Annotated in this window: 25 protein-coding genes; 14 read left to right on the top strand and 11 right to left on the bottom strand. The window is 71.4% G+C overall.

The genetic code is table 11. From position 1 onward, the window contains the following. Positions 1-204 precede the first annotated feature (204 nt). Positions 205-1038 (bottom strand): alpha/beta fold hydrolase, encoded by an 834-nt coding sequence (locus tag ACIGEZ_RS15865; protein WP_399831139.1) that lies wholly within the window; start codon positions 1036-1038, stop codon positions 205-207. Between the two features lie 78 nt (positions 1039-1116). Here ACIGEZ_RS15865 and ACIGEZ_RS15860 point away from each other — a divergent pair, with 78 nt between their 5' ends. The 6 genes from ACIGEZ_RS15860 (at position 1117) to ACIGEZ_RS15835 (ending at position 6399) form a co-directional block, all read left to right on the top strand. Continuing rightward, entirely contained in the window at positions 1117-1716 is a 600-nt protein-coding gene (locus ACIGEZ_RS15860) for a sigma-70 family RNA polymerase sigma factor (protein WP_399831137.1), read from the top strand. Positions 1717-1909: 193 nt separating this feature from the next. Then, a complete protein-coding gene (locus ACIGEZ_RS15855; RefSeq protein WP_399831135.1) occupies positions 1910-2266 on the top strand; it encodes a VOC family protein in 357 nt (118 codons plus the stop codon). A 50-nt stretch (positions 2267-2316) separates the two neighbouring features. Further along, positions 2317-3846, top strand: a complete 1530-nt coding sequence (locus ACIGEZ_RS15850; RefSeq protein WP_399831132.1) for a helix-turn-helix domain-containing protein — start codon at positions 2317-2319, stop codon at positions 3844-3846. Positions 3847-4582: 736 nt separating this feature from the next. Further along, positions 4583-4741, top strand: coding sequence for a hypothetical protein (locus tag ACIGEZ_RS15845; protein ID WP_399831130.1), 159 nt, complete (start codon positions 4583-4585; stop codon positions 4739-4741). Between the two features lie 267 nt (positions 4742-5008). Next, positions 5009-5164 (top strand): hypothetical protein, encoded by a 156-nt coding sequence (locus ACIGEZ_RS15840; RefSeq protein WP_399831127.1) that lies wholly within the window; start codon positions 5009-5011, stop codon positions 5162-5164. Between the two features lie 173 nt (positions 5165-5337). Then, complete coding sequence (locus ACIGEZ_RS15835; protein WP_399831125.1) at positions 5338-6399, top strand: hypothetical protein; 1062 nt, start codon at positions 5338-5340, stop codon at positions 6397-6399. A 55-nt stretch (positions 6400-6454) separates the two neighbouring features. Here the strand turns inward: ACIGEZ_RS15835 and ACIGEZ_RS15830 are convergent, their stop codons facing one another. Both ACIGEZ_RS15830 and ACIGEZ_RS15825 read right to left on the bottom strand, forming a co-directional pair. Beyond that, positions 6455-7345, bottom strand: coding sequence for a glycosyltransferase family 2 protein (locus ACIGEZ_RS15830; RefSeq protein ID WP_399831123.1), 891 nt, complete (start codon positions 7343-7345; stop codon positions 6455-6457). Further along, positions 7342-8703 carry a tetratricopeptide repeat protein gene (locus ACIGEZ_RS15825; RefSeq protein WP_399831120.1) on the bottom strand — a complete coding sequence of 454 codons (1362 nt, stop codon included), beginning with the start codon at positions 8701-8703 and terminating at the stop codon, positions 7342-7344. Before ACIGEZ_RS15825 ends, ACIGEZ_RS15830 begins: the two co-directional genes overlap by 4 nt. A 210-nt stretch (positions 8704-8913) precedes the next feature. On the opposite strand from ACIGEZ_RS15825, the gene ACIGEZ_RS15820 reads away from it, so the two are divergent. The 5 genes from ACIGEZ_RS15820 (at position 8914) to ACIGEZ_RS15800 (ending at position 11834) form a co-directional block, all read left to right on the top strand. Continuing rightward, entirely contained in the window at positions 8914-9057 is a 144-nt protein-coding gene (locus ACIGEZ_RS15820; protein ID WP_399831117.1) for a hypothetical protein, read from the top strand. Beyond that, positions 9057-9263, top strand: coding sequence for a hypothetical protein (locus ACIGEZ_RS15815; protein WP_399831115.1), 207 nt, complete (start codon positions 9057-9059; stop codon positions 9261-9263). Before ACIGEZ_RS15820 ends, ACIGEZ_RS15815 begins: the two co-directional genes overlap by 1 nt. 194 nt (positions 9264-9457) lie before the next feature. Next, positions 9458-9856 (top strand): hypothetical protein, encoded by a 399-nt coding sequence (locus ACIGEZ_RS15810; protein ID WP_399831112.1) that lies wholly within the window; start codon positions 9458-9460, stop codon positions 9854-9856. Beyond that, positions 9799-11352, top strand: a complete 1554-nt coding sequence (locus ACIGEZ_RS15805) for a DUF6875 domain-containing protein (protein WP_399831110.1) — start codon at positions 9799-9801, stop codon at positions 11350-11352. The genes ACIGEZ_RS15810 and ACIGEZ_RS15805 overlap by 58 nt, the downstream gene beginning before the upstream one ends. Continuing rightward, positions 11346-11834, top strand: a complete 489-nt coding sequence (locus ACIGEZ_RS15800) for a GNAT family N-acetyltransferase (protein WP_399831108.1) — start codon at positions 11346-11348, stop codon at positions 11832-11834. Before ACIGEZ_RS15805 ends, ACIGEZ_RS15800 begins: the two co-directional genes overlap by 7 nt. 132 nt (positions 11835-11966) lie before the next feature. On the opposite strand, the gene ACIGEZ_RS15795 is transcribed toward ACIGEZ_RS15800, so the two are convergent. The 3 genes from ACIGEZ_RS15795 to ACIGEZ_RS15785 all read right to left on the bottom strand — a co-directional run bounded on the left by ACIGEZ_RS15795 (position 11967) and on the right by ACIGEZ_RS15785 (position 15243). Further along, on the bottom strand, positions 11967-13520 hold the full coding sequence (locus ACIGEZ_RS15795; RefSeq protein WP_399831106.1) for an MFS transporter: 1554 nt from the start codon (positions 13518-13520) through the stop codon (positions 11967-11969). A 101-nt stretch (positions 13521-13621) separates the two neighbouring features. Continuing rightward, the gene (locus ACIGEZ_RS15790; protein WP_399831104.1) at positions 13622-14020 is read right to left on the bottom strand and encodes a RidA family protein; all 399 of its coding nucleotides are present in this window, start codon (positions 14018-14020) and stop codon (positions 13622-13624) included. Continuing rightward, positions 14017-15243: an acyl-CoA dehydrogenase family protein gene (locus ACIGEZ_RS15785; protein ID WP_399831102.1), complete on the bottom strand. Its 1227-nt coding sequence runs from the start codon at positions 15241-15243 to the stop codon at positions 14017-14019. Before ACIGEZ_RS15785 ends, ACIGEZ_RS15790 begins: the two co-directional genes overlap by 4 nt. Before the next feature lie 237 nt (positions 15244-15480). Here ACIGEZ_RS15785 and ACIGEZ_RS15780 point away from each other — a divergent pair, with 237 nt between their 5' ends. Then, positions 15481-17097: an AMP-binding protein gene (locus ACIGEZ_RS15780; RefSeq protein ID WP_399831099.1), complete on the top strand. Its 1617-nt coding sequence runs from the start codon at positions 15481-15483 to the stop codon at positions 17095-17097. A 23-nt stretch (positions 17098-17120) separates the two neighbouring features. Continuing rightward, on the top strand, positions 17121-17942 hold the full coding sequence (locus ACIGEZ_RS15775) for a PaaX family transcriptional regulator C-terminal domain-containing protein (RefSeq protein WP_399831096.1): 822 nt from the start codon (positions 17121-17123) through the stop codon (positions 17940-17942). Here ACIGEZ_RS15775 and ACIGEZ_RS15770 read toward each other — a convergent pair. The 3 genes from ACIGEZ_RS15770 to ACIGEZ_RS15760 are packed head-to-tail and all read right to left on the bottom strand — an operon-like array spanning position 17939 to position 21627. Then, positions 17939-18340, bottom strand: coding sequence for a hypothetical protein (locus ACIGEZ_RS15770; protein WP_399831093.1), 402 nt, complete (start codon positions 18338-18340; stop codon positions 17939-17941). The genes ACIGEZ_RS15775 and ACIGEZ_RS15770 overlap by 4 nt on opposite strands. 51 nt (positions 18341-18391) lie before the next feature. Beyond that, positions 18392-20815 carry an FAD-dependent monooxygenase gene (locus ACIGEZ_RS15765; RefSeq protein WP_399831091.1) on the bottom strand — a complete coding sequence of 808 codons (2424 nt, stop codon included), beginning with the start codon at positions 20813-20815 and terminating at the stop codon, positions 18392-18394. Next, complete coding sequence (locus tag ACIGEZ_RS15760; protein WP_399831088.1) at positions 20800-21627, bottom strand: enoyl-CoA hydratase family protein; 828 nt, start codon at positions 21625-21627, stop codon at positions 20800-20802. Before ACIGEZ_RS15760 ends, ACIGEZ_RS15765 begins: the two co-directional genes overlap by 16 nt. A gap of 253 nt (positions 21628-21880) precedes the next feature. On the opposite strand from ACIGEZ_RS15760, the gene ACIGEZ_RS15755 reads away from it, so the two are divergent. Then, positions 21881-22345: an ATP-binding protein gene (locus ACIGEZ_RS15755; protein ID WP_399831085.1), complete on the top strand. Its 465-nt coding sequence runs from the start codon at positions 21881-21883 to the stop codon at positions 22343-22345. Here the strand turns inward: ACIGEZ_RS15755 and argF are convergent. Both argF and ACIGEZ_RS15745 read right to left on the bottom strand, forming a co-directional pair. Next, the gene (argF, locus tag ACIGEZ_RS15750; protein WP_399831083.1) at positions 22340-23338 is read right to left on the bottom strand and encodes an ornithine carbamoyltransferase; all 999 of its coding nucleotides are present in this window, start codon (positions 23336-23338) and stop codon (positions 22340-22342) included. The genes ACIGEZ_RS15755 and argF overlap by 6 nt on opposite strands. A gap of 227 nt (positions 23339-23565) precedes the next feature. Further along, positions 23566-24798, bottom strand: coding sequence for an arginine deiminase (locus ACIGEZ_RS15745; protein ID WP_399831081.1), 1233 nt, complete (start codon positions 24796-24798; stop codon positions 23566-23568). Positions 24799-24822 lie beyond the last annotated feature (24 nt).

Genomic DNA, 24822 nt, shown 5'->3' with positions numbered 1-24822 from the left:
TAAGTGTGCGCGTTCCACCACATCCTGCCGCCACGTACTCGTCGTCGATCCGCTAAGGTAAGGCTAAGTTAGGTAATCCTTACCGGGGTGGCGGCAGCGGTGCGCCTCGGCAGATATCTCGATGTCGAGATAACTCTAGTACATCACCGGCGGTCGGTCATGCCCGGCAGGCACGTGACCGCCGTCATGCCGTGATGGTCGTCGTCACGTTGCGGTGACGGCCGCCGCGACGGTCGCCGTGAAGCGGGCCGGGTCGTCGAGCCAGGGATAGTGGCCGGCCCCGCGCTGGACGACGAGGGTGGCCCCGGGGAAGAGTCCGGCGAACTCCGCGACCGCGCTGGGCGGACTGTTCAGATCGAACTCCCCCGCGAGCAGCAGGACCGGGGAGGCGAAGGCGCCGAGCGCCGCGCGGGTCGCGGGCGGATCGAAGGCACCCTCGGCCCCGAAGCGGGCGACGGCCTCGGGATTCCCGGGGCGGCCGGCGTCGTGATGGCGGCGGGCGGCGGCGTCCCAGCGGCCGTACACGAAGGGGGCGACGGCCTCCCAGTCGGCGCCGGTGCCCGCGGCGATGGCCTCCAGGGCGGCGAACGCCTCCGGAAACCACGGCTCGTCCTCGCGCAACAGCGCGAGGGCACGCCGGGTCTCGCCGCTGATGTCGATGCCGACGGCCCGGGTGCCGGGCGCGACGAGGACGAGCCGGGCGACGCGGTGCGGGTGACGGGCGGCGTACTGGGCGGCGATGTTCGCGCCGGCGGAGTGGCCGAGCAGGTCGACGGCGTCGAGCCCGAGGTGGACGCGCAGGGCCTCGATGTCGTCGACGAGACGGTCGCAGCGGTAGGAGGCGGGGTCTTCGGGGACGGCGGACCGCCCGGTGCCGCGGAGGTCCGGGAGGACGAGGGTGCGGTGGGCGGAGAGGCCGCCGAGGTCTCCGAGGTACGCCGAGTCGGCGGGGCCGCCGGGGACGCAGAGGAGCGGGGCGCCGGAGCCGTTCAGTCGGTAGGCGAGCCGGGTCCCGTCGGGCGCGGTGTGGAAGTCCATGGGGACACCCTGGCATGCCATAACCAGGTTCTACAACCAGGTTATGGGATCAGCGGGGGTCCGGTGTATAACGGCGTAATGGCAGCCGAGGAGCACGTGACCGACGAGACCATGACCGAGGAGCAGGTCGCCCGGATGTTCGCCGGCATGAACGAGGTCATCCGCGCGGGCGAGGAGATGCGGACTCTGCGCGCCGAGATGATCCAGCTGTTCGCCGGCCTCGGCTGGACCCAGGACCGGCTGGCGAGGCTCGCCGGGATGAGCCAGCCGGCCGTGTCCAAACAGGTGGCCAAGGCGCGGGCGGGCGAGGCGGCGGACCCGGCGGACCTCTCGCTCGACCAGCACGACGCGCCCTGGCTCGAAGGCCGCCTGTGGGGCCTCGCGGAGGAGATCGCGGAGACGGTCGGCGAGGCGGCCCACTGCTCCCGCCACGTCCACGCCCTGACCCGGGGCAGGAAGCGCTTCACGCCGCAGAACGTGGACGCACTGCGACGCCTGGTCGAGGAGGACCTGCGAGCACACCGAACGGACCTGACGGCCGGCCACCAGCAGGTGTACGACAGGATCGCCCGCGGCCTCGACGTACTCGCGACGAAGGGCGAGGCCGGAGCCGGCCCGGCGTCGGCACGCCGCACACTGGCCTGCCAGATCCAGCGCGTGAGACTGAAGGACGCGTGAGCCGCCGAAGCCTCGTGCGCCCACTGAAGCCTCGCGAGTCGCTGAAGCCTCCTGCGCCGCTGAAGCCTCCTGCGCCGGCGAAGCCTCCTGCGCCGCTGAAGCCTCCTGCGCTGGCGAAGCCTCGCACGCCGCCGACCACCCGTACGGACGCGGCGTGATGGCAGAAACCGGGCCAACATAGGACGATCGAGACATGTTCAGCGGCGCGCATGTGATTCTCTACACCCGGGACGCGGACGCGGACCGCACGTTCCTCAAGGACGTCTTCGGCTTCGAGCACGTGGACGCGGGGCGCGGATGGCTCATCTTCAAGCTGCCACCGGCCGAGATCGCCGTGCATCCGACGGACGGCGAGCCGAAGCACGAGGTGTATCTGATGTGCGACGACATCGCGGAGACGCTGAAGCAGCTGGAGAACCGCGGAGCGGAGATCTCACGCCCCATCAGCGACCAGGGCTGGGGTCTGCTCGGCGCCGTGCGGCTGCCGAGCGGGACCGAACTGCCGCTGTACGAACCGCGTCACCCCGTTGCCCACAGCCTGTCACCCTGATGGCCTACCCCACCGCGAGTGTCATCTCATATCTGAGATAACGTGACGCCATGGCAGACGACTACCTCGTACGCATCGGCAAGCTCATCCGTGACGCCCGCCAGCACCGCGGATGGACCCAGACCCAGCTTGCGGAAGCACTCGGAACCAGCCAGAGCGCCGTCAACCGGATCGAGCGCGGCAACCAGAACATCAGCCTTGAGATGATCGCCCGTATCGGCGAAGCCCTCGACAGCGAGATCGTCTCTCTCGGTTACGCCGGCCCCATGCACCTGCGGGTCGTCGGCCGCCGCCGGCTCTCCGGCTCCATCGACGTCAAGACGAGCAAGAACGCGTGTGTCGCGCTGCTCTGCGCGACGCTCCTCAACAAGGGCCGTACGGTGCTGCGCCGGGTGGCGCGCATCGAAGAGGTGTTCCGCCTCCTGGAGGTCCTCAACTCCATCGGCGTACGCACCCGCTGGATCAACGAGGGCGTCGACCTGGAGATCGTGCCGCCCGCCGAGCTGGACATGGAGTCCATCGACGCGGAGGCGGCGATCCGCACCCGCTCCATCATCATGTTCCTCGGCCCGCTGCTGCACCGCATGGACCGCTTCAGGCTGCCGTACGCCGGCGGCTGCGACCTCGGTACGCGCACGATCGAACCGCACATGATCGCGCTGCGCCGCTTCGGCCTCGACATCACCGCCACCGAGGGCCTGTACCACGCGCAGGTCGAGCCGTCGGTCTCCCCCGACCGCCCGATCGTCCTGACCGAGCGCGGCGACACGGTGACCGAGAACGCCCTCCTGGCGGCCGCCCGCCACGACGGCGTGACCGTCATCCGCAACGCCTCCTCCAACTACATGGTCCAGGACCTGTGCTTCTTCCTGGAGGCGCTCGGCGTACGGGTGGAGGGCATCGGCACCACCACGCTGACCGTGCACGGCGTGCCGCAGATCGACGTGGACGTCGACTACTCCCCCTCCGAGGACCCGGTCGAGGCGATGAGCCTGCTGGCCGCGGCCGTGGTCACCGAGTCCGAACTCACCATCCGCCGGGTCCCGATCGAGTTCATGGAGATCGAGCTCGCGGTCCTGGAGGAGATGGGCCTCGACCACGACCGCTCCGCCGAGTACCCGGCGGACAACGGCCGCACCCGCCTGGTCGACCTGACGGTCCGCCCCTCCAAGCTGGAGGCGCCGATCGACAAGATCCACCCGATGCCGTTCCCGGGCCTGAACATCGACAACGTCCCCTTCTTCGCGGCCATCGCGGCCACGGCCCAGGGCAAGACCCTCATCCACGACTGGGTCTACGACAACCGCGCCATCTACCTCACCGACCTCAACCGCCTCGGCGGCCGCCTCCAACTCCTCGACCCCCACCGCGTCCTGGTCGAGGGCCCCACCCGCTGGCGCGCCGCCGAGATGATGTGCCCCCCGGCCCTCCGCCCGGCCGTCGTCGTCCTCCTCGCCATGATGGCCGCCGAGGGCACCTCGGTCCTCCGCAACGTCTACGTCATCAACCGCGGCTACGAGGACCTGGCGGAGCGCCTGAACTCGGTGGGCGCCCAGATCGAGATCTTCCGGGACATCTGAGGGATTAGGCATAACGGGACAAAGGCCACCTGCGGCAATGCCTCGCGGAACCGACCCCTGACCTGCGGAAACACTTCTCGCAAACCTCCGACGTCTTCCAGAAGTTTCCAGCACCTTGTGCAACAGGTGTGCAATGGGCGACCGATTCCCTGACGGTGAGTCAGGAGAATCTGAGGCCCCCTCACTCTTCACGGAGCATGAGGGGGCCTCTCGCGTTTTGGAGCGATTTGCCCCCTCTGAGCAGTGGAGCGACCTCCACCTTGCGTCTTTCGCCCTTGCCGGGGCTCGGAACGCTTTCCACGGAGTACACCCGTGAACGCGCCCATTACGCGGTGCGCTGCACCGTAGTGACACTCCCCATCGCGGGAGTGGCCGCCGCGTCGCGGCTGCTCGACGGCACGGTGCTCCTCATCTCCACCCTCGGCGCCATGACCGCGTGCTGGGCGCGGGGACCCCGGCCCTTCGAGCTCACGGTGCGCCCGGTGCCTGCGCCGCTAACCGGAATCACAGCCCACAAGGAAGGCCGACATGCCCAGCCCCGACCCCGCCAAGGCCGCCATCGCCGCCGCCGAGGCCGTACGCAAGATCAACCACGCGAGCCTCGACGGCACGCTTACCGCCCCGCAGATCTCCAGCACGATCCAGGGCCTCGTGGCCATGGTGGACATGCCTCCCGCAGGCTCTCGAAGAGCTCGCCGCCCAGCTCCGCCGCCGCCAGGACCAGGGGCAGGTCCGGATGGACGCCGGCTCGCAACCCGGCGAAGCCGTCCGCGCGGTCGTGGCCTACCTCGACTACGCCAGAAGCGACCTGGAAGTCCTGTCCGCCTCCCTGCACAACGCCGCCACTCCGCTCTTCTCCGTGGGGCACGCCGAATCGAAGGAGACCGCCGCATGACCGACCCGATCCACTATCAGTGTCCCGAGCTGCACGACGGCCTGAGTGCCCCGGCGTGCGGCATCCACTCCTCCCGGCCCGAGTTCATTAGAGGCTCGGTCGACCGTCACGCGTGCGAGCACATCACCGACGCCGAGCGCGCCGAGCTGTACGCCGGCCGCGTCGCGGGCGCCTGGTCCCGAAGGGCGAGTGGTGACCCGCCGCGCGCTCGGGTCCGGCCCGAGCGCTCCCAGGCCCGCACCCGCCGTCCGGCAGGGATCCTCCCCGGTGGACGTGAGGCTGACGGGCGACGACACCGCAGTACGCCGCCTGGTCGCCGCCATGCAGTCCGCAGGGCACTGCGACCCGGCCAGTTTCCGGCCGATGCGCGACGGTGCCGGTACCCGCGCCTACCTGTCCGTGGTCGTCCATGCCGAGGACTGACCAGGCGTTGACCGTGGTCTCCAGTCGTCCCTGGATACGGCGGCCGGCGCCCGTCGGAACCTCACATGAGTGCGCCCGCGTCGTCTTGTCTCGATCCGTGCAACGACCACTTCGACTGTGAACATCTTGTGTAGCTTGAGCGGCGCTCCGTTCACCGCTCCTGGAGAAACTCGATGACGCAACCGCCGCCTGGCTACGGATACCCGCAGCAGCCCCCGCCCTACGGTCATCCGCCGTATCCGTATCCTCCTGCGCCGGTCCGGCGCTGGTGGCAGCACCCTGCGCTCATCATCACAGCCCTGATCATCTTCCCGCCCGGCGGGATCGCGCTCGCATGGCTCAGCCGCTGGAGCCAGACGAAGAAGATCATCGCGACCGTCCTTGCGAGCCTGTGGTTCCTGACGCCGTTCCTCGGCGATCCGCCGAAGGACCCGAAGGACGACGCCAAGCCGCAGGCCACAGCGACCGCCACGGCAACGGCCGAGACGACGGCCACGCCCACCCCGTCCGCGAGCCCGTCCCCCAGCGGACCGCCCAGCTATGTGGGTCAGAACCTCAAGCAGGCCAAGGCTGCCGCCTACGAGGCCGGGTACAACGCGATCTCCCACGACGCCTCGGACAAGGACGCCGGGCAATGGGACGATGACAACTGGAAGGTGTGCTTCCAGAACTCTGCGGCCAAGAAGGTCGGCTCGATGCCCACGCTCGACTTCGGCGTGGTGCGCAACGAGTGGCCGTGCCCCGCGACGGACGGCGAGCCGATCCCGTACCCGAAGATGCCGAAGGTCGTCGGCCAGACCTTCGAGAAGGCGTCCACAACGCTCAAGCCGCTCGCTCTCAAGGCGATCGAGGCGGACAGCGCCTACACCGACGTCACCCTCCCCGCCAGCGTCGACGACTGGACCGTCTGCTTCCAGGACCCGGAGGCCGGCAAGGAGATCGAGTATCCGCAGACGACGACGGCCTACCTCAAGGTAACGGCGCCCGGGACCGCGTGCCCGAAGACCGAGTTCACCGAACTGCACCCCGACCCGACGCCGCCCAGCACGGGTGACGACGAGTCCGACGGCTCCAGTTCCTCGTCTTCCGGAGGTTCTTCCCGGTCGGGCGGAGACAGCAGTGTCGCAACCGTCACCCCCGGTGCCTTCTGCTCCACGCCCGGGTCAACGGGCGTCAGCAAAAAGGGCGTCGCCTACACCTGCAAGGGCCCCGGTCAGGAACGCTGGCGCCGCTGATCCAGCACGAAGCCCCCGCCCCGCAGTGATCCGGACCAGCGGGGGCTTCGTCGTCTCAGATCACCGGCGGCCTGCCCAACCGGGTCATCCTCCACACAGTCCGCCACTGGATCGGACGCCGCGGCGGACACGGCACGCGCACGCCTTCGAAGAACCCAGCCCACCACTCTTTGAGCCCAGCCAGCGGGGGGCGCTGCACCAACGTGTAGGCCGCCCATGTCGCGAGGTACACAGGCACGAGGACGGCGGGCAGGTGGCGCTTGGCCAGCCAGACGCGGTTGCGGCCGGTGTTGTGGTAGTAGACCGCGTGACGGGACGCTTCAGTGCGCGGGTGGCGCAACAGCAAGTCCGCCCGGTAGTGGATCTCCCATCCCGCATCGAGAGCGCGCCAGGCGAAATCCGTCTCCTCATGGGCGTAGAAGAACGAAGCCGGGAAGTCGCCGACCTGGTTGATCACGCTCATCCGGATCGCGTGAGCGCCGCCGAGGTAGGTCGTGACCTCGCCGGAACTCTCAGGATCGGCGCCGCCCAGACGGGGCACGTGCCTGCGCTGGGTCCGGCCCTCTTCGTCGACGATCCGGAAACTGATCACGCCGAGGCGGGGGTTCTCGGCAAAGGCGCCCCGGACGAGCCGCAGGGTGTCGGCTCTCGGAAGAAGTCCGTCGTCGTCCAAGACCACCACGATGTCGACACCGCCATGCTCGCGGAGCCACTGCACGCCGGCGTTCCTGCCTCCCGGAATTCCGAGGTTCCCTGGAAGGTCAACGGCCGCGGCTCCGCCCGGGAGGTCGGCGAGTTTCACGCCCTGCCCCAGAACCACGACTGTCGCGGGGTCGCCTTCCTGGGCTGCCACCGACTCAAGGAGCGCGTGGAGTTCTGGTTCCCGGTCTCCCATGGTGATCACCACGACGCCGACCGTGGGCTCACCCGTGCTTCGGCCCGTCATGCCTGGGCCCGCAGCAGCTCCGCAGCGCGCTCACTCAAGCTCGCCGCTCCAGGGATGCTGCGCTTACGGTAGCCAGCCGCTGCCGCGCGAATGGACCTGATCTCCTGCCTGTTGCGGTCGGAGACCACGCCGTCCATGAAGTCCAGCGACCGGCTCCACAGCCCCACGGCTTCCTCGTGGCGGTGCTGAGCGGCCACCGACTTTCCGAGGTTCACCATGGTGAGCCCGTGAACGCGCTGGTACGTGCCCGGAGTCCGGCCGGCCAGCGCTGTGCGGTAATGCCGTTCGGCTGCCGAACAGTCCTTCATCGCGGTCAGCGTCTTACCCATGTGCGAGGCGACCGTGGCCGCAACCGGGCCGGAAGCGGCGGCGTACGAAGGCACCGGCTCCTTCGTGTCCGACAACGCGTCCTCCGCAGCCAGCAGCGCCCGCGCCGCCTTCCCGCTCTCGTCGCTCGTCCCATACGCCCTGGCGCAGGTGACCAGCAGCAGGGCCTCGGTCTGACGGTCCACCTTCCCCGACGCGCGCCGCAGCGCCTCCTCCGCGAGCTGGACGCAGGAATCAGGGTGGCCGAGGTCGAGCGCCTGGTGGGTCATGGCCCGCATCATCCACGCGGCGTGTCCGTATGGATCGGCCTCGCAGGCGAGTTGGTAGCCGAGCAAGTAATACTGCTGGGCTGCGCCTTCGCGGCCGAGATCGTGGTGCTTCCAGCCGACAAGGGTCGCCAACTGGGCAGCCGCCCCGAACGCCTGCCCCCGCACCGCATCGGAGGGGAACCTCCCCTCCAGCATGGGGACCACGGTGTCGGTGAGGTACGCGGTGACCGTCGTCAGGCCGTGCCCGCCGCCCAGTCGTTCGTCCGCGCTCCGGAAGGTTTCCGTGAGCTGGCGGACGACGGAGACCTCTTCGGCTCCGATGCGGGATCCGGTGCTGGCCGCTTTGAGGGTGGCGGCGACGGCTTCGTGGTCGTAGGCGAGTGGGAGGCCGACCGCGGCCGTAGCGAAGGCTGCATGGAGGAATCCCCTGCGACGGAGCATCACGGCTCTCCCGAGGTCGGTGGCGGTGGCTAGCGGGTCGGCGCCCATGGCCTCTCCGATGCCTGCGCAGCCTAGACCGATCTCGGGGAGCGTCACCTTCCGCTTGATCTTTCGTGACAGAGCCTCGGCGATATATGCGTGAGTCTGACCGTTCGGCGTTCCGCCAGCGACCCAGTAGGCGATTGCCGACGGCGCGGTGCTCAGGGTTTCCCCGGCCTCCGCCGCGACGGCGCGGATCTCACGGGCCAGCGATAAGTACGTGATCCCGGCGTCGGCGATGACGGCTGCTAAGGCCGTATTCGGTGTCCGGCTCCCCGTCAATTCCTGCCCCCTCAAACGATCTTGAACGGCTTGAACGGGTTCCTGATGGGGACACGGTACCCGCACAGCGTGATCGCCGGTTCACTGATTGCACGCCCCCGGAGGTCGAAGGACCCTCCGGGCGGCTCCCCCGAAGCAGTGGGCCGCGGCAGCGTCCCGCCCGTCGCACACCGCGGCCCATTGCGCCGACTTCACTCGCAGGAGTGCGCGATGACCACGCCCCTCCCCCAGGAGCCCGCTGAGCCGCCGGAGTACGGCGTCCCGAGCCCGCAGCTCACGGCCCGCGCCGCTACCGGCTTCGAGAAGTTCCTCGCGAGGGGCGAGGACGACCGGGCCGACACGGAGGACGTCTGATGTACCCCGTCGGCCCCGACGGCTACGAGGACCACCCGCTCCTGCACCACCAGGTCCGCGACATCGCGAGCCGCGGCGAGGGGGAGCTGACCGCCGTCACGCACGAGCTGCACAGCGACGGTCGCGTGGTGCGCGTAGCTCACATCCGCCCGGCCAACGGAGTCGAGTGGACCACCGCGGCCGGCAACGTCCAGGCCGTGCCGTGACCCGGTTACGCCGCTGGGGCTGTCGCCAGCACCTCGGCGTCCTTGCGTACATCACCGTCGCCACCACCGCCGTTGTCGCGCTGGCCGTCGCCGGCACGCCCGGCGGATAGTTCACAGATTTCCGCCCGCCGATCAGGGACGGAGCGGATGCACCACCAGGCACCACTCGAAAGACCGTCGAGAGGAGCACCACCATGAGCACCACCACCATCGAGCGCCGCGAGCTCGGCCGCTTCCTGGCTGTCGCCGGGAAGCAGTTCACCGATGGCAAGGGCCCCGCCGAGATGTTCTCCCGCGCCGTGGATGCCGAGTGGCACGAGCTGCTCGGCACCCCCGAGTACGCGGCGTTCAGCACCGAGCACGCCGGGAGCATCCTCGGCCACCGCGAGATGAAGGGCTCCGGCCTGATCGGCTGGGTGGCCTCGTACGAGGAGGCGTACGGCCCGCTCCCCGAGATCTGGTTCACCGACGCCTACGGCGTCCTCGACGAGACCGCGCTCGCCCGCTACCGCGAGACCGGCACCGTCGTGGCCGAATGGGACTGCGGCCCGACCACCGGCGACGGGGACGACGCCGCGCCGGGCAGCCGGTGACCCTCGCACGCACTGACGGAGCGTCCCGGCCCACCGCTGGGGCGCTCCGCCTCGTCGAGGCCGGCACCACCAGCCCGCGGTCTGTCGACGTCTCCGGGTATGCGCGGCAGATGACGGCCCACTGTCCCTATCTGGCTCCGTCTCTGGAGCGCGGGCTGACGACCTGGACCGTGTATCGCGCAGACGGAGATGCCGACGCCGTGGAAACCGAGCTGTTCTACGCCGGGGCTCAGGCCGCCGAGTGGCTGCGCCCGCTGATCCACCGGCCCGGCGGGTCCTTCCGGTGCGAGAACATCGTCGTCTTGGGCGACGTCCCCGGTGCTCGGCACCGCGACCTGATGGCGTGGCCGCACTGGGTGCTCAAGAACCTTTACGGGCCCGTCGGGATCATGTTCGGGAAGTTCTACGCGGGCGAGGAGGAGAGCACGCAGACCGGCCGACGCCTCCCGATCGCGCCGGTCTCGTTCCTCCCTGTGCGAGCGGCCGTCCGCAGGCGCGACCCGCAGTTCCTCCACGCGACCCCTGACCTGGCCGCAGCGCTCGCCGTGGCCGGCGACGACGGCCGCGACGTGTTCGAACACCTCCCCAACGAGTGGCAGGAGATCCGCACATGGGCGAAGCGCTTCCTCCCCCCCGGTGCGGCCGTCGACCGGCTCAAGCACCACGTCGGCGAGCCCTTCGAAACCCGGCTCCTGAGCGACCGGCGCGGCTCGCGGGCCTGGAAAATCCACGGTCCCAAGGGCGCCGTCGCGGTGAAGGCGAACAACCCCGACGACGACACCGCCCGTGACAAGGCCGCCGAGATGGCCCAGGAGGACGACCACCTTCTCCGCCTCACCGACGCGGGCGCGCTCAGCTCCGGCTACCGAATCGACGCGGGGTCGTGGGAGGGCGGCCGGTGGCTCGCGGTGCGGTGGGTCGACGGCGTCCCCGTGTGGCGGGCGTTCGCCCTCGCGCGCGGCCCCGAGGGAGACCGGCAGTCGGTCCGCCCCTGGCTCCTCGGCATCGCCCGCACCTGGGCCGAGCACCTGGCCCGGATGCACGCCGCCGGATGGGCCCACGCCGACGTCCAGCCCACCAACACCCTGATCACGAACGACGGCCGCGCCGAGGTCATCGACTACGCCCTCGCCTGCGGCCCCGACGACGGCCCGCGTCTCCCGTACCGGGGCGCACTCACGCACACCACCGCCCCCGAGATCGCCGACGCCATCCTCTCCACCACCCCGGACACCCATATCCAGGCGGAGCCCGCGGCCGACGTCTGGGGGCTCGGCGCGTCCCTGTTCTGGTGCTGGACCGGTCAGCGGCCGGTCGCCTACGCGGACGACACCCCGCGCGAGAACAAGCTCCGCGCCATCGCGAAGGCCGTAACGATCCAGCTCGATCGCGCCCGGCCGTGGCCGTTCGGCGAGTTCGAGGACGCGATCCGCGCGTGCCTGGCCCCGGCGCCGCAGGACCGGCCCACCGCGAAGGAGCTGATCGCCGCATGGTGACGCTGCGCGCCCTGACCCTCGACGACGCCGAAGCCCTCACCCGCGTCTACAGCGGGGCCTCCGTCCGGTACACCACCGGCCAGGCCCTCACCCGCGACGAGGCCCAGGAGAAGGTCCGCACCGCGCTCGCGCGAGCCGCCGGAACCCTGCGGGCGCAATGGAGCTGGGGCATCCTCATCGACGGCGAGATGATCGGCCTGGCCGCCCTGCGTCGGCGCTCGCCGACCATGGCCACCGTCAGCTACATCCTCCGTGAGGACACCTGGGGCCGCGGCTACGCCACCCGCGCCGTCCAGGAGCTCGTCACCTTCGCATTCACCACCGCCGGCCTCGAATCCCTCAGCGCGCAGCACCACCCCGACAACCCCGCCTCCGGACGCGTCCTGGCCAAAGCCGGGTTCACCAGCACCGGAACCTCCGACGTGCGCGCCGAGAACGGCTCCGTCCTCTCCTACCCGGTCTATGAACTACGCCGCCCCTGAGCACTGCTCGAAGTTCCTCCCCCACGAGAAGGAGTCTTCCGGGACATCCAGGAAGCCGGACCCGCGAGTCACGGATCGAGACCCCGTCGCCCTTCACCCAGGGTGGCGGGGTCTCTCACGCGAGCGCGCAGGTCAGCTCGCGCCCGGGATCATCGCGCCGCCCTTGAGGCGTTCGATGTCCGAGGGGCGGACCTTGATGACGAAGATGGCGACGAAGGCGCCGATGACGGCGAAGATGGCCGCCGTGACGAAGCCCGCAGAGACGCCGGAGGTGAGGACCTGGTCGGCGTACGGTGCCGGGAGCTGGCCCGTTCTGGCGAACTCGGCCTTCTCCAGGGGGCCCGCCTGGGAGAGGAAGGCCGGCACCTGCACCTTCGCCTCGTTGCGGCTGTAGGTGCCGAAGACGGTGACCAGGATCGACAGGCCCAGCGAGCCGCCCACCTGCTGCGTGGCGTTGAGCAGGCCGGACGCGGCGCCGGACTCCCGCTGTTCGACGTTCGACAGCGCCATGATGGTCAGCGAGACGAACATGAGGCCCATGCCGAGGCCGAAGACGAGGATCGGCCCGAGGATGCTGCCCAGATAGGTGGATTGCACATCGGTCAGGGTCAGCCAGGAGAGGCCCGCCGCGGCGAGGAGGGAGCCCGTCACCATGAAGGGTTTCGGCCCGAACCGCGGAAGGAGGTTGGAGGTGAAGCCGGCGCCGACCGCGATGATGCCGCTGACCGGCAGGAACGCGAGGCCCGCCTGAAGGGGGCTGAATCCCAGGACCTGCTGCACGAACAGGGTCAGGAAGAAGAACATCCCGAAGATCGCCGCCGCCAGGCACAGCATGATGGCGTACGTGCCCGATCTGTTGCGGTCGGCGAACATGTGCAGCGGGGTGATCGGCTGTACCGAGCGGCGCTCGACCAGGATGAACACGCCCAGGAGCACGATCGCCGCCACGAACGAGCCGATCGTGTACGGATCGCGCCAGCCCTCCTGGGCGGCGCGGATGAACCCGTACACCAGCGCCACCATGCCGAGCGTCGACACCAGCGCACCGGTGAAGTCGAAGTGGCCTGGGTGGCGCTCGGACTCCTTGACGTGACGGGGGGTGAGGAACGCGATGAGGATCGCGATCGGCACGTTGACGAAGAAGATCCAGCGCCAGTCGAGCCATTCGACGAGCATGCCGCCCGCCACCAGGCCGATCGCGCCGCCGCCGGCCGAGACGCCCGCGAAGACGCCGAACGCCCGGTTGCGTTCCGGGCCTTCGTCGAAGGTCGTGGTGATCAGGGACAGCGAGGTCGGCGAGGCGATGGCGCCGCCGACGCCCTGGAGGGCACGGGCGCCGAGGAGTTGCCACTCGCTCTGGGCGAGCCCGCAGAACAGCGAGGCCAGTCCGAAGAGCAGGACGCCGAACATGAAGACCCGGCGCCGGCCGAGGATGTCACCGGCGCGGCCGCCGAGGAGCAGCAGGCCGCCGAAGGTCAGCGTGTACGCGTTGACCACCCAGGACAGGCTCGTGGTCGAGAAGTCGAGCGCGCTCTGGATGTGGGGCAGCGCGATGTTCACGATCGTGATGTCGAGAACGACCATCAGCTGACACGAGGCGATGACGAACAGGGCGATGCCCTTGCCGTCGCCGTCGTGCTTCCGGGCCACGGTCTGCTGCGGGGTCTTCGGCTGGGGGGTGCTCATGGCGCATCGCGCCCTCACCTGAGGGAGGGTGGGCCGGTCAGTCCACCTTTCGACCCTAAGCCAGCCCCCCACGGGTGACCAATCGATCTTCGGGGTGCCCGTCAGTCCAGTACGGCGAAGCCGTCCACCTCCACCAGGGCCTGTTCGTCCCACAGCCGTACGACGCCGATGACGGCCATCGCCGGATAGTCCCGACCGGCCAACCGGTGCCAGATGTGGCCCAGTTCGGCCGCGTGGCGGCGGTAGTCGGCGACGTCGGTGGCGTAGATGGTGACCCGCGCGAGGTCGGCGGGCGAGCCGCCGGCGTGCCGGAGGGCGGTGAGCAGGTTGGCGACGGCGGTCTCGAACTGCTCGGGCAGGCTATCCCCCGTCACCTTGCCGTCGCGGTCCAGGCTGGTCTGCCCGGCGAGGAAGACCAGGCGGGTGCCGGTTGCGGTGACGGCGTGGCTGAAGCCGATGGGCGGGGAGAGTTCGGCGGGGTTGTGGCGGTGCAGGCTCATGACGGGGCTCCTGCCGTGGGGGCCGTGGGGGGTTGGCGGTACAGCTCCTTCGCGATGATCGTGCGCTGCACTTCGGTCGCTCCCTCGTAGATGCGGGGTGCGCGGACCTCCCGGTAGAGGTGTTCGAGCAGATGGCCGCGTTGCAGGGCTCGGGCGCCGTGCAACTGGACGGCGGCGTCGACGACGTACTGCGCGGTCTCGGTGGCGAGCAGCTTCGCCATGGCGGCGCGCCGTGGCACGTCCGGGTCGCCGCGGTCGTACGCCTCGGCCGCCGCGTACACGAGGAGCCGGGCGGCTTCGGTACGGGTGGCCATCTCGGCGACCTGGTGGGCGACGGCCTGCAGATCGGCGAGGACGCCGCCGAAGGCGGGGCGGGCGGCGGTGTGGGCGAGGGTCGCGTCGAGGGCGGCCTGGGCCATCCCGACGGCGAAGGCGCCGACGCTCGGCCGGAAGAGGTTGAGCGTGTGCATCGCCACCCGGAATCCGCGCCCCGGCTCCCCGAGCACGTCCTCGGGCCCGACCCGCACGCCGTCGAAGACCAGGCTGCCGATGGCGTGCGGGGCGAGCATGTCCAGGGCCTGTCCGGACAGCCCGGGCCGGTCGACGGGCACGAGGAAGGCGGTGACGCCGCGGGAGCCGGAGCGGGTGCCCGCGTCCGCCGCCGGACCGTCGGCCCGGTCACCCGTCCCGTCGGCCCGGTCACGGGTCCCGTCGGCCCGGTCACCCGTCCGGGCGAACACCGTCGCGAAGTCCGCCTCCGGCGCGTTCGAGATCCAGCGTTTCTCGCCGTGCAGTCGCCAGCCGCCCGTCTCCGGGTCCGGGACGGCCTCCAGGGCCAGGGCGGCGGCGTCCGAGCCCGCGCCCGGTTCGGAGAGGGCGAAGGCCGCGACCGCGCGGCCCGCGACGACCTCGGGGAGCCAGCGTCCGCGCTGCTCAGGGGTACCGAAGGCGGCCACGGGGTGGGCGCCGAGGCCCTGGAGGGCGAGGGCGGTCTCGGCCTCGGTGCACGCGTGGGCGAGGGACTCGCGCATCAGGCACAGCTCGAGGGCGCCGGAGTCGAAGAGGCGGGCGAGCAGGCCGAGCTCGCCCAGCGCGGCGACGAGGGGCCGGTTGACGCGGCCGGGCTCGCCCTTGTCGGCGAGCGGCCGCAGCCGCTCGGCCGCGAGCGTCCGCAGCCGCGCACACCAGGTGGTCTGTTCCGGATCGAGCGAGAATGCCGGCATGTGGGCCCTCTCTGGCGCGCTCGCGCGCCGACGGCGGCTCGTACGGCTTGTACGGTTCGTCGCTTGCACGGTTCGACGCTTGCACGGGTTCGGCGCTTGCACGCTTGCACGGCCCGTCGCTTGCACGGCCCGTACGGCATGTATCGCGAACCGTTGACTGTCGTCACCATCACGATACGCTCGTTGGGCGACGGTCGACCCCGAATCGACGACCCCACCCGACAGGGGGACGGACGCATGGAGCTGTTGCCCTCGGCCCATCTGGACACCTTCGCCCGCGACCATCTGCCGCCCGCAGGCGAATGGCCGCGCCTCCTCTTCGAGCTGCCCGAGCTGGCCTACCCCGACCGGCTCAACTGCGGGGCCGAGCTGCTCGACCGTACGGTGGAACGATTCGGCGCCGAGCGGCCGGTGTTCCTCGACGGCGAGGGCGGCCGGTGGACGTACGGACAGCTGCGCGAGCGGGTCGACCGGATCGCCCACGTGCTCAGCTCCGACCTCGGCGTGCGCCCCGGCAACCGGGTGCTGCTGCGCGGCCCCACCACCCCGTGGCTAGCGGCCTGCTGGCTCGCCGTGATGAAGGCGGGCGCGGTGGCCGTCACCGTGCTCGCCCAGCAGCGGGCCCCCGAGCTCGCGGTGATCTGCGAGATGGCCCGCTGCAGCCACGCCCTGTGCGACGTGCGGGCGGTCGACGAGCTGGCCAAGGCGGAGGTGCCGGGGCTGCGCGTCACCCCGTACGGCGGCGACGGCCCCGACGACCTGCTCACCCTCGCCATCGGCAAGCCCGCGCGGTACGAGGCCGTGCCGACCGCCGCCGACGACGTGGCGCTGATCGCCTTCACCTCCGGCACCACCGGACGGCCCAAGGGGTGCATGCACTTCCACCGGGACGTCCTCGCCGTCGCCGACACCTTCTCCGCGCACGTCCTGCGGCCGGAGCCGGACGACGTCTTCGCCGGCTCCCCGCCGCTCGGCTTCACCTTCGGCCTCGGCGGGCTCGTCGTCTTCCCCCTGCGGGCCGGGGCGTGCGCGGTGCTGCTCGAACAGGCGGGCCCCAAACAGCTCCTCGCCGCGATCGACGAGCACCGGGTGTCGGTCCTGTTCACGGCGCCGACGGCCTACCGGGTGATGCTGGACGAGCTCGGCGCGCACGACCTCGGCTCGCTGCGGCGCTGCGTCTCCGCGGGCGAGAACCTGCCGGCGGAGACCTGGGAGGCCTGGCACGCCCGGACCGGCCTGAAACTGATCAACGGGATCGGCGCGACCGAGCTGCTGCACATCTTCATATCCGCCGCCGACGGCGACATACGCCCCGGCACGACCGGCCGGCCCGTGCCCGGCTGGGAGGCGCGGGTCATCGGCCGCAACGGGCGCGAGCTGCCGGACGGAGAGGAGGGGCTGCTCGCGGTGCGCGGCCCGGTCGGCTGCCGCTATCTCGCGGACCGGCGCCAGGCGGAGTACGTGCACGAGGGCTGGAACGTCACGGGCGACACGTACGTCCGCGAGCCGGACGGCTACTTCCGTTACGTCGCCCGCGCCGACGACATGATCATCTCGGCCGGGTACAACATCGCGGGCCCGCAGGTCGAGGAGGCGCTGATCGCCCACCCCGACGTGGTCGAGGCGGCCGTGGTGGGCCGGCCGCACCCGCTGCGCGGCCAGATCGTGGTGGCGTACACGGTGGTACGGGACGGGGTGCCGCGCGACGCCACGACGGCGGCGGCCCTGCGCGCCTTCGTACGGGCCCGGCTCGCCCCGTTCAAGTCGCCGCGCGAGATCGTCTTCCTGGACGCCCTGCCCCGTACGGCCACGGGGAAGCTGCAGCGCTTCAGGCTCCGGGACGACGGCGCGTGACCCCGCCCCATAGAGTGATCACCGTGGCCGAGCAGCACACCCCTCGTTCCCTGATCGTCTCCCTGTACGGCGCGTACGGACGGTCGCCGGACGGCGCGCCGATGCCGGTGGCGGAGCTGATCCGGCTCCTCGCCGTGCTCGGCGTGGACGCGCCGTCGGTGCGGTCGTCGGTGTCCCGGCTGAAGCGCCGAGGGCTGCTGCTGCCCCGGCGGACGGCGGACGGCGCCGCGGGGTACGCCCTGTCGGACGAGGCGCGGCTGCTCCTGGACGACGGCGACCGGCGGATCTACGCCCGCGAGGAAGCCCGGCTCTCGGACGGCTGGGTGCTCGCCGTGTTCTCCGTACCCGAGGCCGAGCGCCACAAGCGGCACCTGCTCCGCTCGCGGCTCGCCCGGCTCGGCTTCGGCACGGCCGCCCCGGGGGTCTGGATCGCGCCCGCCCGCCTGCACGAGGAGACCCGGCACACCCTGGAGCGCCTGGACCTGTCGGCGTACGTGGACCTGTTCCGCGGCGACCACCTGGGCTACGCGCCGACCGCGGAGGCGGTGGCCCGCTGGTGGGACCTGCCGTCGATCGCGAAGCTCCACGAGGAGTTCCTGGACGCCCACGAGCCGGTCCTGCGCGCCTGGTCCGCCACCCCCGGGACCCCGGAGGAGGCGTACCGCGCCTATCTCCTGGCCCTGGACTCCTGGCGCCGGCTGCCGTACGCGGACCCGGTCCTCCCCCTGGCGCTCCTCCCGGAGAACTGGCCGGGCACGCGCTCGGCGGAGGTGTTCGCGGCACTGCACGAGCGGCTGCACGCGCTGGGCGCGCAGTTCGTGCACCAGGCGACCGGCACCCCCTAGGGAGCCCCGCCGGGCGGCCCGAGACGGCTGAAGCCCGCCTGCAGGGCGTGCAGGGTGACGGCTCCTCCGCCGAGCATGCCGGCCTTCGCGCGGAGCTGGGCCACGACCGCCGGGCTCGGCCGGCCGTACAGGTCGATCGACCTCATGCGGATGAGCGGGCCGAACGCGCGGAATCTGGGTCCGCCGAGTTCCATGTGGAGCTCCATCGACGCCGTGTCGGGGTGAACAGCCAGCGTGGTCATCGTGGAGTCGGACTCGTCGATGTAGAAGTTGTAGGCGATCAGTCGCGGCTCGCGCGCCTCGACGAACTCGGCCAGGTCGCGCATCCCGGCCCGGACCTCCGCAAGCCTGCCTTCGAGGATGTCCGAGCGGTCCACGTAGTAGAGGGGTTCGGTCACATCGCCCGAAGCTATCGCCCGGTGCCCCTACGGTCGGCGCGGCGCGCGGTGCTATCCGTCGCGGCGGCCCGTCGGCGGGCGCCGGCTCCCCGCCCGGTACGGCGCGGGCCAGGGCGCGCCCGGGCCCTCGTAGCCCTGCTCGGCCGCGGCGTGGAGGGTCCAGTGGGGGTCGTAGAGGTGCGGGCGGGCCAGGGCGCAGAGGTCGGCTCGGCCGGCGAGGAGCAGGGAGTTCACGTCGTCCCAGGAGGAGATCGCGCCCACCGCGATGACGGGGACGCCGAGCGCGGTGCGGATCCGGTCGGCGTACGGGGTCTGGTAGGAGCGGCCGAACTCGGGGCGCTCGTCGGGCACGACCTGGCCGGTGGAGACGTCGAGCGCGTCGGCGCCGTGGGCGGCGAAGGCGCGGGCGATCTCGACGGCGTCGTCGGCGGTGGTGCCGCCGTCGGCCCAGTCGGTGGCGGAGATGCGGACGGTCATGGGGCGGTCGGCCGGCCAGACCTCCCGTATCGCGTCGAAGACTTCGAGGGGGTAGCGCAGCCTGCCCGCCAGGTCGCCGCCGTAGGCGTCGGTGCGGTGGTTGGTGAGCGGGGAGAGGAAGCCGGAGAGCAGGTAGCCGTGGGCGCAGTGGAGTTCGAGCAGGTCGAAGCCGGCCCGGGCGGCGCGGCGGGCGGCGGCGGTGAACTCCTCGCGTACGGCGGTGAGTCCGGCCCGGTCGAGGGCGTGCGGGGTCTGGTTGACGCCGGGGCGGTACGGGAGCGGGGAGGCGGCGACGAGGGGCCAGTTGCCGGCCGGCAGGGGCTCGTCCATGCCCTCCCACATGCGGCGGGTGGAGCCCTTGCGGCCGGAGTGGCCGAGCTGGACGCCGATCGCGGTGCCGGGGGCACTGGTGTGGACGAAGCCGGTGATCCGAGCCCAGGCCTCGGCCTGTCCTTCGGTCCACAGGCCGGTGCAGCCGGGGGTGATCCGGCCCTGTTCGCTGACGCAGACCATCTCGGTCATGACGAGGCCGGCGCCGCCGAGGGCGCGGGCGCCCAGGTGGACGAGGTGGAAGTCGCCGGGAACGCCGTCCTCGGCGACGTACTGGTCCATGGGGGAGACGACGACCCGGTTGCGCAGGGTGAGGCCGCCGAGCCGGAAGGGCGTGAACATGGGCGGGGTGCCGGGCGGGCAGCCGAACTCCCGCTCCACGGATGCGGTGAAGCTGGGGTCGCGCAGCCGCAGGTTGTCGTGGGTGACCCGGCGGCTGCGGGTGAGCAGGTTGAAGGCGAACTGGCGGGGCGGCCGGTCGAGCTGTCCGGCGAGCTCCTCGAACCAGCGCAGGCTCGCGGCGGCGGCGCGCTGGGTGGACTCGACGGCCGGGCGGCGCTCGGCCTCGTAGGCGGCCAGTGCCTCGGCGAGGGTGGGGTGCGCGTCGACGCAGGCGGCGAGGGCGACGGCGTCCTCGACGGCGAGTTTGGTGCCCGAGCCGATGGAGAAGTGCGCGGTGTGGGCGGCGTCGCCGATGAGCACGGTGTTGCCGTGCGACCAGCGCGCGTTGACGACCGTACGGAAGGCGGTCCAGGCGGAGTTGTTGGCGCGCAGGGCGCGGCCGTGCAGGGCCTCGGCGAAGATCTTGCCGCAGCGGGCGACGGACTCGGCCTCGTCGAGCTCGTCGAATCCGGCGGCCCGCCAGACCTCTTCGCGCATCTCGACGATGACGGTGGAGGAGCCGGAGGGACTCTCCGGCTGCCCGGAGGGCCTCGTTGAGGGGTGGTGGTCGGGTGACAAGAGGGGATTCCGCGGCCCGGAGGGCCTCGTTGAGGGGTGGTGGTCGGGTGACGGGTGGGCGTAGGGGTAGGCGTGCAGTTGCATCACGCCGTACTCGGTCTCGGCGATCTCGAAGCGGAAGGCGTCGAGGGCGAAGTCGGCGGCGAGCCAGATGTAGCGGCAGCGGTGGGTGGTGAGGGTGGGCCGGAAGACGTCGGCGTGGGCCTCTCGGGTGGGGCTGTGCACGCCGTCGGCGGCGACGACGAGGTCGTGGCTCGCGGCGAGCTCGGCGGCGGGCGGGGCCTCGGTGCGGAAGCGGAGCCGTACGCCGAGCGCGGCGCAGCGTCCGTGCAGGATCTCCAGGAGCCGGCGGCGGCCGAGGGCGGCGAAGCCGTGGCCGGTGGAGGTGAGGAGGTGGCCGCGGTGGACGATGTGGACGTCGTCCCAGTGGACGAGTTCCCGGCGCAGGTCGGCGTGGACGGCGGGGTCGGCGTCCTCGATGCCGCCGAGGGTCTCGTCGGACAGGACGACGCCGAAGCCGAAGGTGTCGGTGGGGGCGTTCCGCTCCCAGACGGTGACCTCGCGGTCCGGGTCGGCCCGTTTGAGCAGCGCGGCGGCGTAGAGCCCGCCGGGTCCGCCGCCGATGACGGCGATGCGGAGCGGTGCCGGGTGGCGGGGTGCCGCGGCCGTACGGGGTGCCGGGCCCGGCACGGTCACCGCCCCCGCCATTTCGCGGGGCGTTTCTCGGTGAAGGCGGCGTGGAATTCGGCGTAGTCCTCGCCGTGCATGAGCAGGGCCTGGGTGGCGGCGTCCATCTCGACGGAGGCGGCCAGCGGCATGTCGAGCTCGGCGGTGAGCAGGGCTTTGGTCTGGGCGTGTGCGAGGGCGGGGCCCTCGGCGAGCCGGCGGGCGAGGGCGGCGGCGCGGGTGTCGGCGGCGCCCTCCTCGGTCAGCTCGCTGATCAGGCCGATGCGCTCGGCCTCGGCGGCGCCGACCGGGTCGCCGAGCATGAGCAGGCGGGTCGCGTGCCCGAGGCCGACGACGCGGGGCAGCAGATAGGCGGCGCCCATGTCGCCGCCGGAGAGCCCGACCCGGGTGAAGAGGAAGGCGAAGCGGGCGGTGGGGTCGGCGACCCGGAAGTCCGCGGCGAGCGCGAGGACGGCGCCGGCGCCGGCGGCGACGCCGTGGACGGCGGCGATCACCGGGAAGGGGCATTCGCGCAGGGCCCGGACGGTCTGGCCGGTCATCCGGTTGAAGTCGAGGAGCTGGGCGGTGTCCATGGCGAGCGTGGCGCCGATGATCTCGTCGACGTCGCCGCCCGAGCAGAAGCCGCGGCCCTCACCGCCGAGGACGAGGGCGCGGACGGCCCGTTCCCGGGAGAGCTCGGTGAGCAGGTCGCGCAGGTCGGCGTAGGCGCCGAAGGTGAGCGCGTTCAGCTTCTCGGGGCGGGCGAGGGTGATCGTGGCGACGCCGTCGTCGACGGTGAGGCGGAGGTGCCGCCAGCGTTCGGTGCGGGTCGCGGAGCCGGTGAACGGGCTCATTCGGGATGACCTCCCTGTTGTGTGCACGTACGGGTACGGCAGCAACACAAAGAGGGTATCACTCATATGTGACCACCGTCACGAGTACGCGATACCCCAAGGTCCCGCCCCGCCTCGGACCCAGGTCCCCCCAGAGGTGACCGACCGCCTCTGTATCCAGATTTTTGAGTCCGTAAGGTTGAAACCGGAACCGCGCCCTACGGAACCGCACCCGGAAACCGCCCCCCGTCCGAGCCCGAACGGAGCTCCCGCCGTGTTCGACGCCCCCGCCCCCGCATCCTGGCGCGTCGCGCTGCCGCACACCACGGCCGCCGTGCCGCTCGCCCGCGCGCTCGTCCGGAAGGCCCTCGCCGACCTCGAGGGCACGGCCGCGGGCGCCGCCGACACCGACACGGCCGAGCTGCTCACCGCCGAGCTCGTCGCCAACGCCGTCGAGCACGCGGCGGGCGAGGGCCCGATCGAGCTGGTCGTCGAGGTGCTCCCGGCGGCCGGCGGCTGCCAGATCGAGGTCCACGACGGCCGCCCCGCGGCCCCCGACGAGCTGCTCTGTCCCGAGCCGGGGACCCCCGTCGACCCCTGGCAGGAGCACGGCCGCGGCCTGCTACTGATCCGCACCCTGAGCAGCGACTGCGGTCACCGCCCCACCGAGCACGGCAAGGCGGTCTGGTTCACGCTCCCCGCCCTGCCGGGGCAGCGCCGCCCGGCGCCCGGGTCATGACAGGGTCGCGACCAGGACCGCCTTGATGGTGTGCATCCGGTTCTCGGCCTCGTCGAAGACGACGGAGTGCTCCGACTCGAAGACCTCGTCGGAGACCTCGAGCTCGGTCAGCCCGTGCCGGGCGTGGATGTCCCGGCCGACGGCGGTGCCGAGGTCGTGGAAGGCCGGCAGGCAATGCAGGAACTTCACGTCCGCGTTGCCGGTGGCGCGCAGGACGTCCATGGTCACGGAGTACGGGGAGAGGGCGGCGATCCGCTCGTCCCAGACCTCCTTGGGCTCGCCCATCGAGACCCACACGTCCGTGGCGACGAAGTCGGCGCCGCGCACGCCCTCGGCCACGTCCTCGGTGAGGGTGATCCGCGCCCCGCTCGCCTCGGCGAGCCGGTGCGCCTCGGCGACGATCCCCTCGGCCGGCCAGTACGCCTTCGGGGCCACGATCCGCACGTCCATGCCGAGCAGGGCGCCGGTGACGAGGTAGGAGTTGCCCATGTTGAAGCGGGCGTCGCCGAGGTAGGCGAAGACCAGCCCGGTCAGCGGCTTGTCGCTGTGCTCGGTCATGGTGAGCACGTCGGCGAGCATCTGGGTGGGGTGCCAGTCGTCGGTGAGCCCGTTGAAGACGGGCACCCCGGCGAAGGCGGCCAGCTCCTCGACGGCGGCCTGGCTGTCCCCCCGGTACTCGATGCCGTCGAACATCCGGCCGAGCACGCGAGCGGTGTCCTTGACCGACTCCTTGTGGCCCATCTGGGAGCCGGAGGGGTCGAGGTAGGTGGTGGAGGCGCCCTGGTCGGCGGCGGCGACCTCGAAGGCACAACGGGTGCGGGTGGAGGTCTTCTCGAAGATCAGGGCGACGTTCCGGCCCCGCAGCCGCTGGACCTCGGTACCGGCCTTCTTGGCAGCCTTGAGCTCGGCGGCCAGCGCGATCAGGCCGCGGAACTCCTCGGCGGTGAAGTCCAGCTCCTTGAGGAAGTGGCGGCCGGTGAGGTCGGTGGCCATGGGGCGCTCCTGGTGACGGTCGGGCGACGGATCGGGACGTCGCGGGACGAGAACCCTGGAAGTCTATACATAATTCAGAATTCTTATACAGCCCCCCCTGGGTCCAGGGTCCCGATCCCTCTGCCCCGCCGGTCGCGTTCCCCCGTTCGCGTTCCCCCGTTCTCCGTTCCCCGGTTCGCGCCTTCCTCCGTTCGCGCCTTCCTCCGTTCGCGCCTTCCCCGGTTCCCCTACACCGCGTCCCGCTCCACCGGGCAGCTCATACAGCGCGGGCCGCCCCTCCCCCGGCCCAGCTCGCTGCCCGGGATCTCGATCACCTCGATGCCCTGCTTGCGCAGATGGGTGTTGGTGGTGACGTTGCGCTCGTAGGCCACGACCACACCCGGCTCCACGGCGAGCACGTTGCACCCGTCGTCCCACTGCTCCCGCTCCGCGGCGTGGACGTCCTGGGTCGCCGTGAGCACCCGGATGTCCTGGAGGCCGAGCGCAGCGGCGATGGCGCTGTGCATCTGCTCCGGCGGATGGTCGGTCACGCGCAGGGACTGGCCCTCGTCGCCCGGCTCGATCGTGTACGAGCGGAGCATGCCGAGCCCCGCGTACTGGGTGAACGTGTCCTGGTCCACCATCGTCATCACGGTGTCCAGGTGCATGAACGCGCGGCGCTTCGGCATGTCGAGCGCGATGATCATCCGCGCTGAGCCGGCCGCGAACATGCCGCGGGCCAGCATCTCCACCGCCTGCGGGGTGGTGCGCTCGCTCATGCCGATGAGCACGGCGCCGTTGCCGATGACCAGGACGTCGCCGCCCTCGATCGTCGAGGGGTAGTCGGACTGGCCCTCCGACCAGTGGTGGAAGCTCCCCGCCTCGGGTCCGGTGAAGAGCGGATGGTGTTTGTAGATCGCCTCGAAGTGGACGGTCTCGCGCTGCCGGGCCGGCCAGCGCATCGCGTTGATGGACACCCCGTCGTAGATCCAGGCGGAGGTGTCACGGGTGAAGATGTGGTTCGGCAGCGGGCCGAGGACGAAGTCGTCCAGGTCGAGCGCGTGGAAGCGGACGGAGGTCGGTTCGCGGTGCGCGGCCAGGAACTCCCGCTTCGTCATCCCGCCGACCAGCGCCTCCACCAGGCCGGCCGCGTCGAGCGAGTCGAAGGCGGCCCTCAGGTGGTCGGCGGCGAGCGGGCCGTACTCCTTCTCGTCGAAGACCCGGTCGAGCACCAGCTTGCGGGCCGCCGGGAGCTCCAGGGCCTCGCACAGGAGGTCCCCGAAGAGATGCACCTCGACACCGCGGTCGCGCAGCACGTCCGCGAAGCCGTCGTGTTCCTGGCGGGCGCGGCGCACCCAGAGCACGTCGTCGAAGAGGAGGGCGTCCTTGTTGGTCGGGGTGAGCCGCTTCAGCTCCAGATCGGGGCGGTGCAGTATGACGCGGCGCAGCCGCCCGGTCTCGGAATCGACATGGAATCCCATGAACCCATCCTGGCGGAGCGGGGC

Source organism: Streptomyces sp. NPDC085481, assembly GCF_044541845.1.
In the GTDB taxonomy this organism is placed as follows: domain Bacteria; phylum Actinomycetota; class Actinomycetes; order Streptomycetales; family Streptomycetaceae; genus Streptomyces.
Note: the sequence above shows the minus strand (reverse complement) of the source record. Positions and strands in the feature narration are given on the sequence as shown.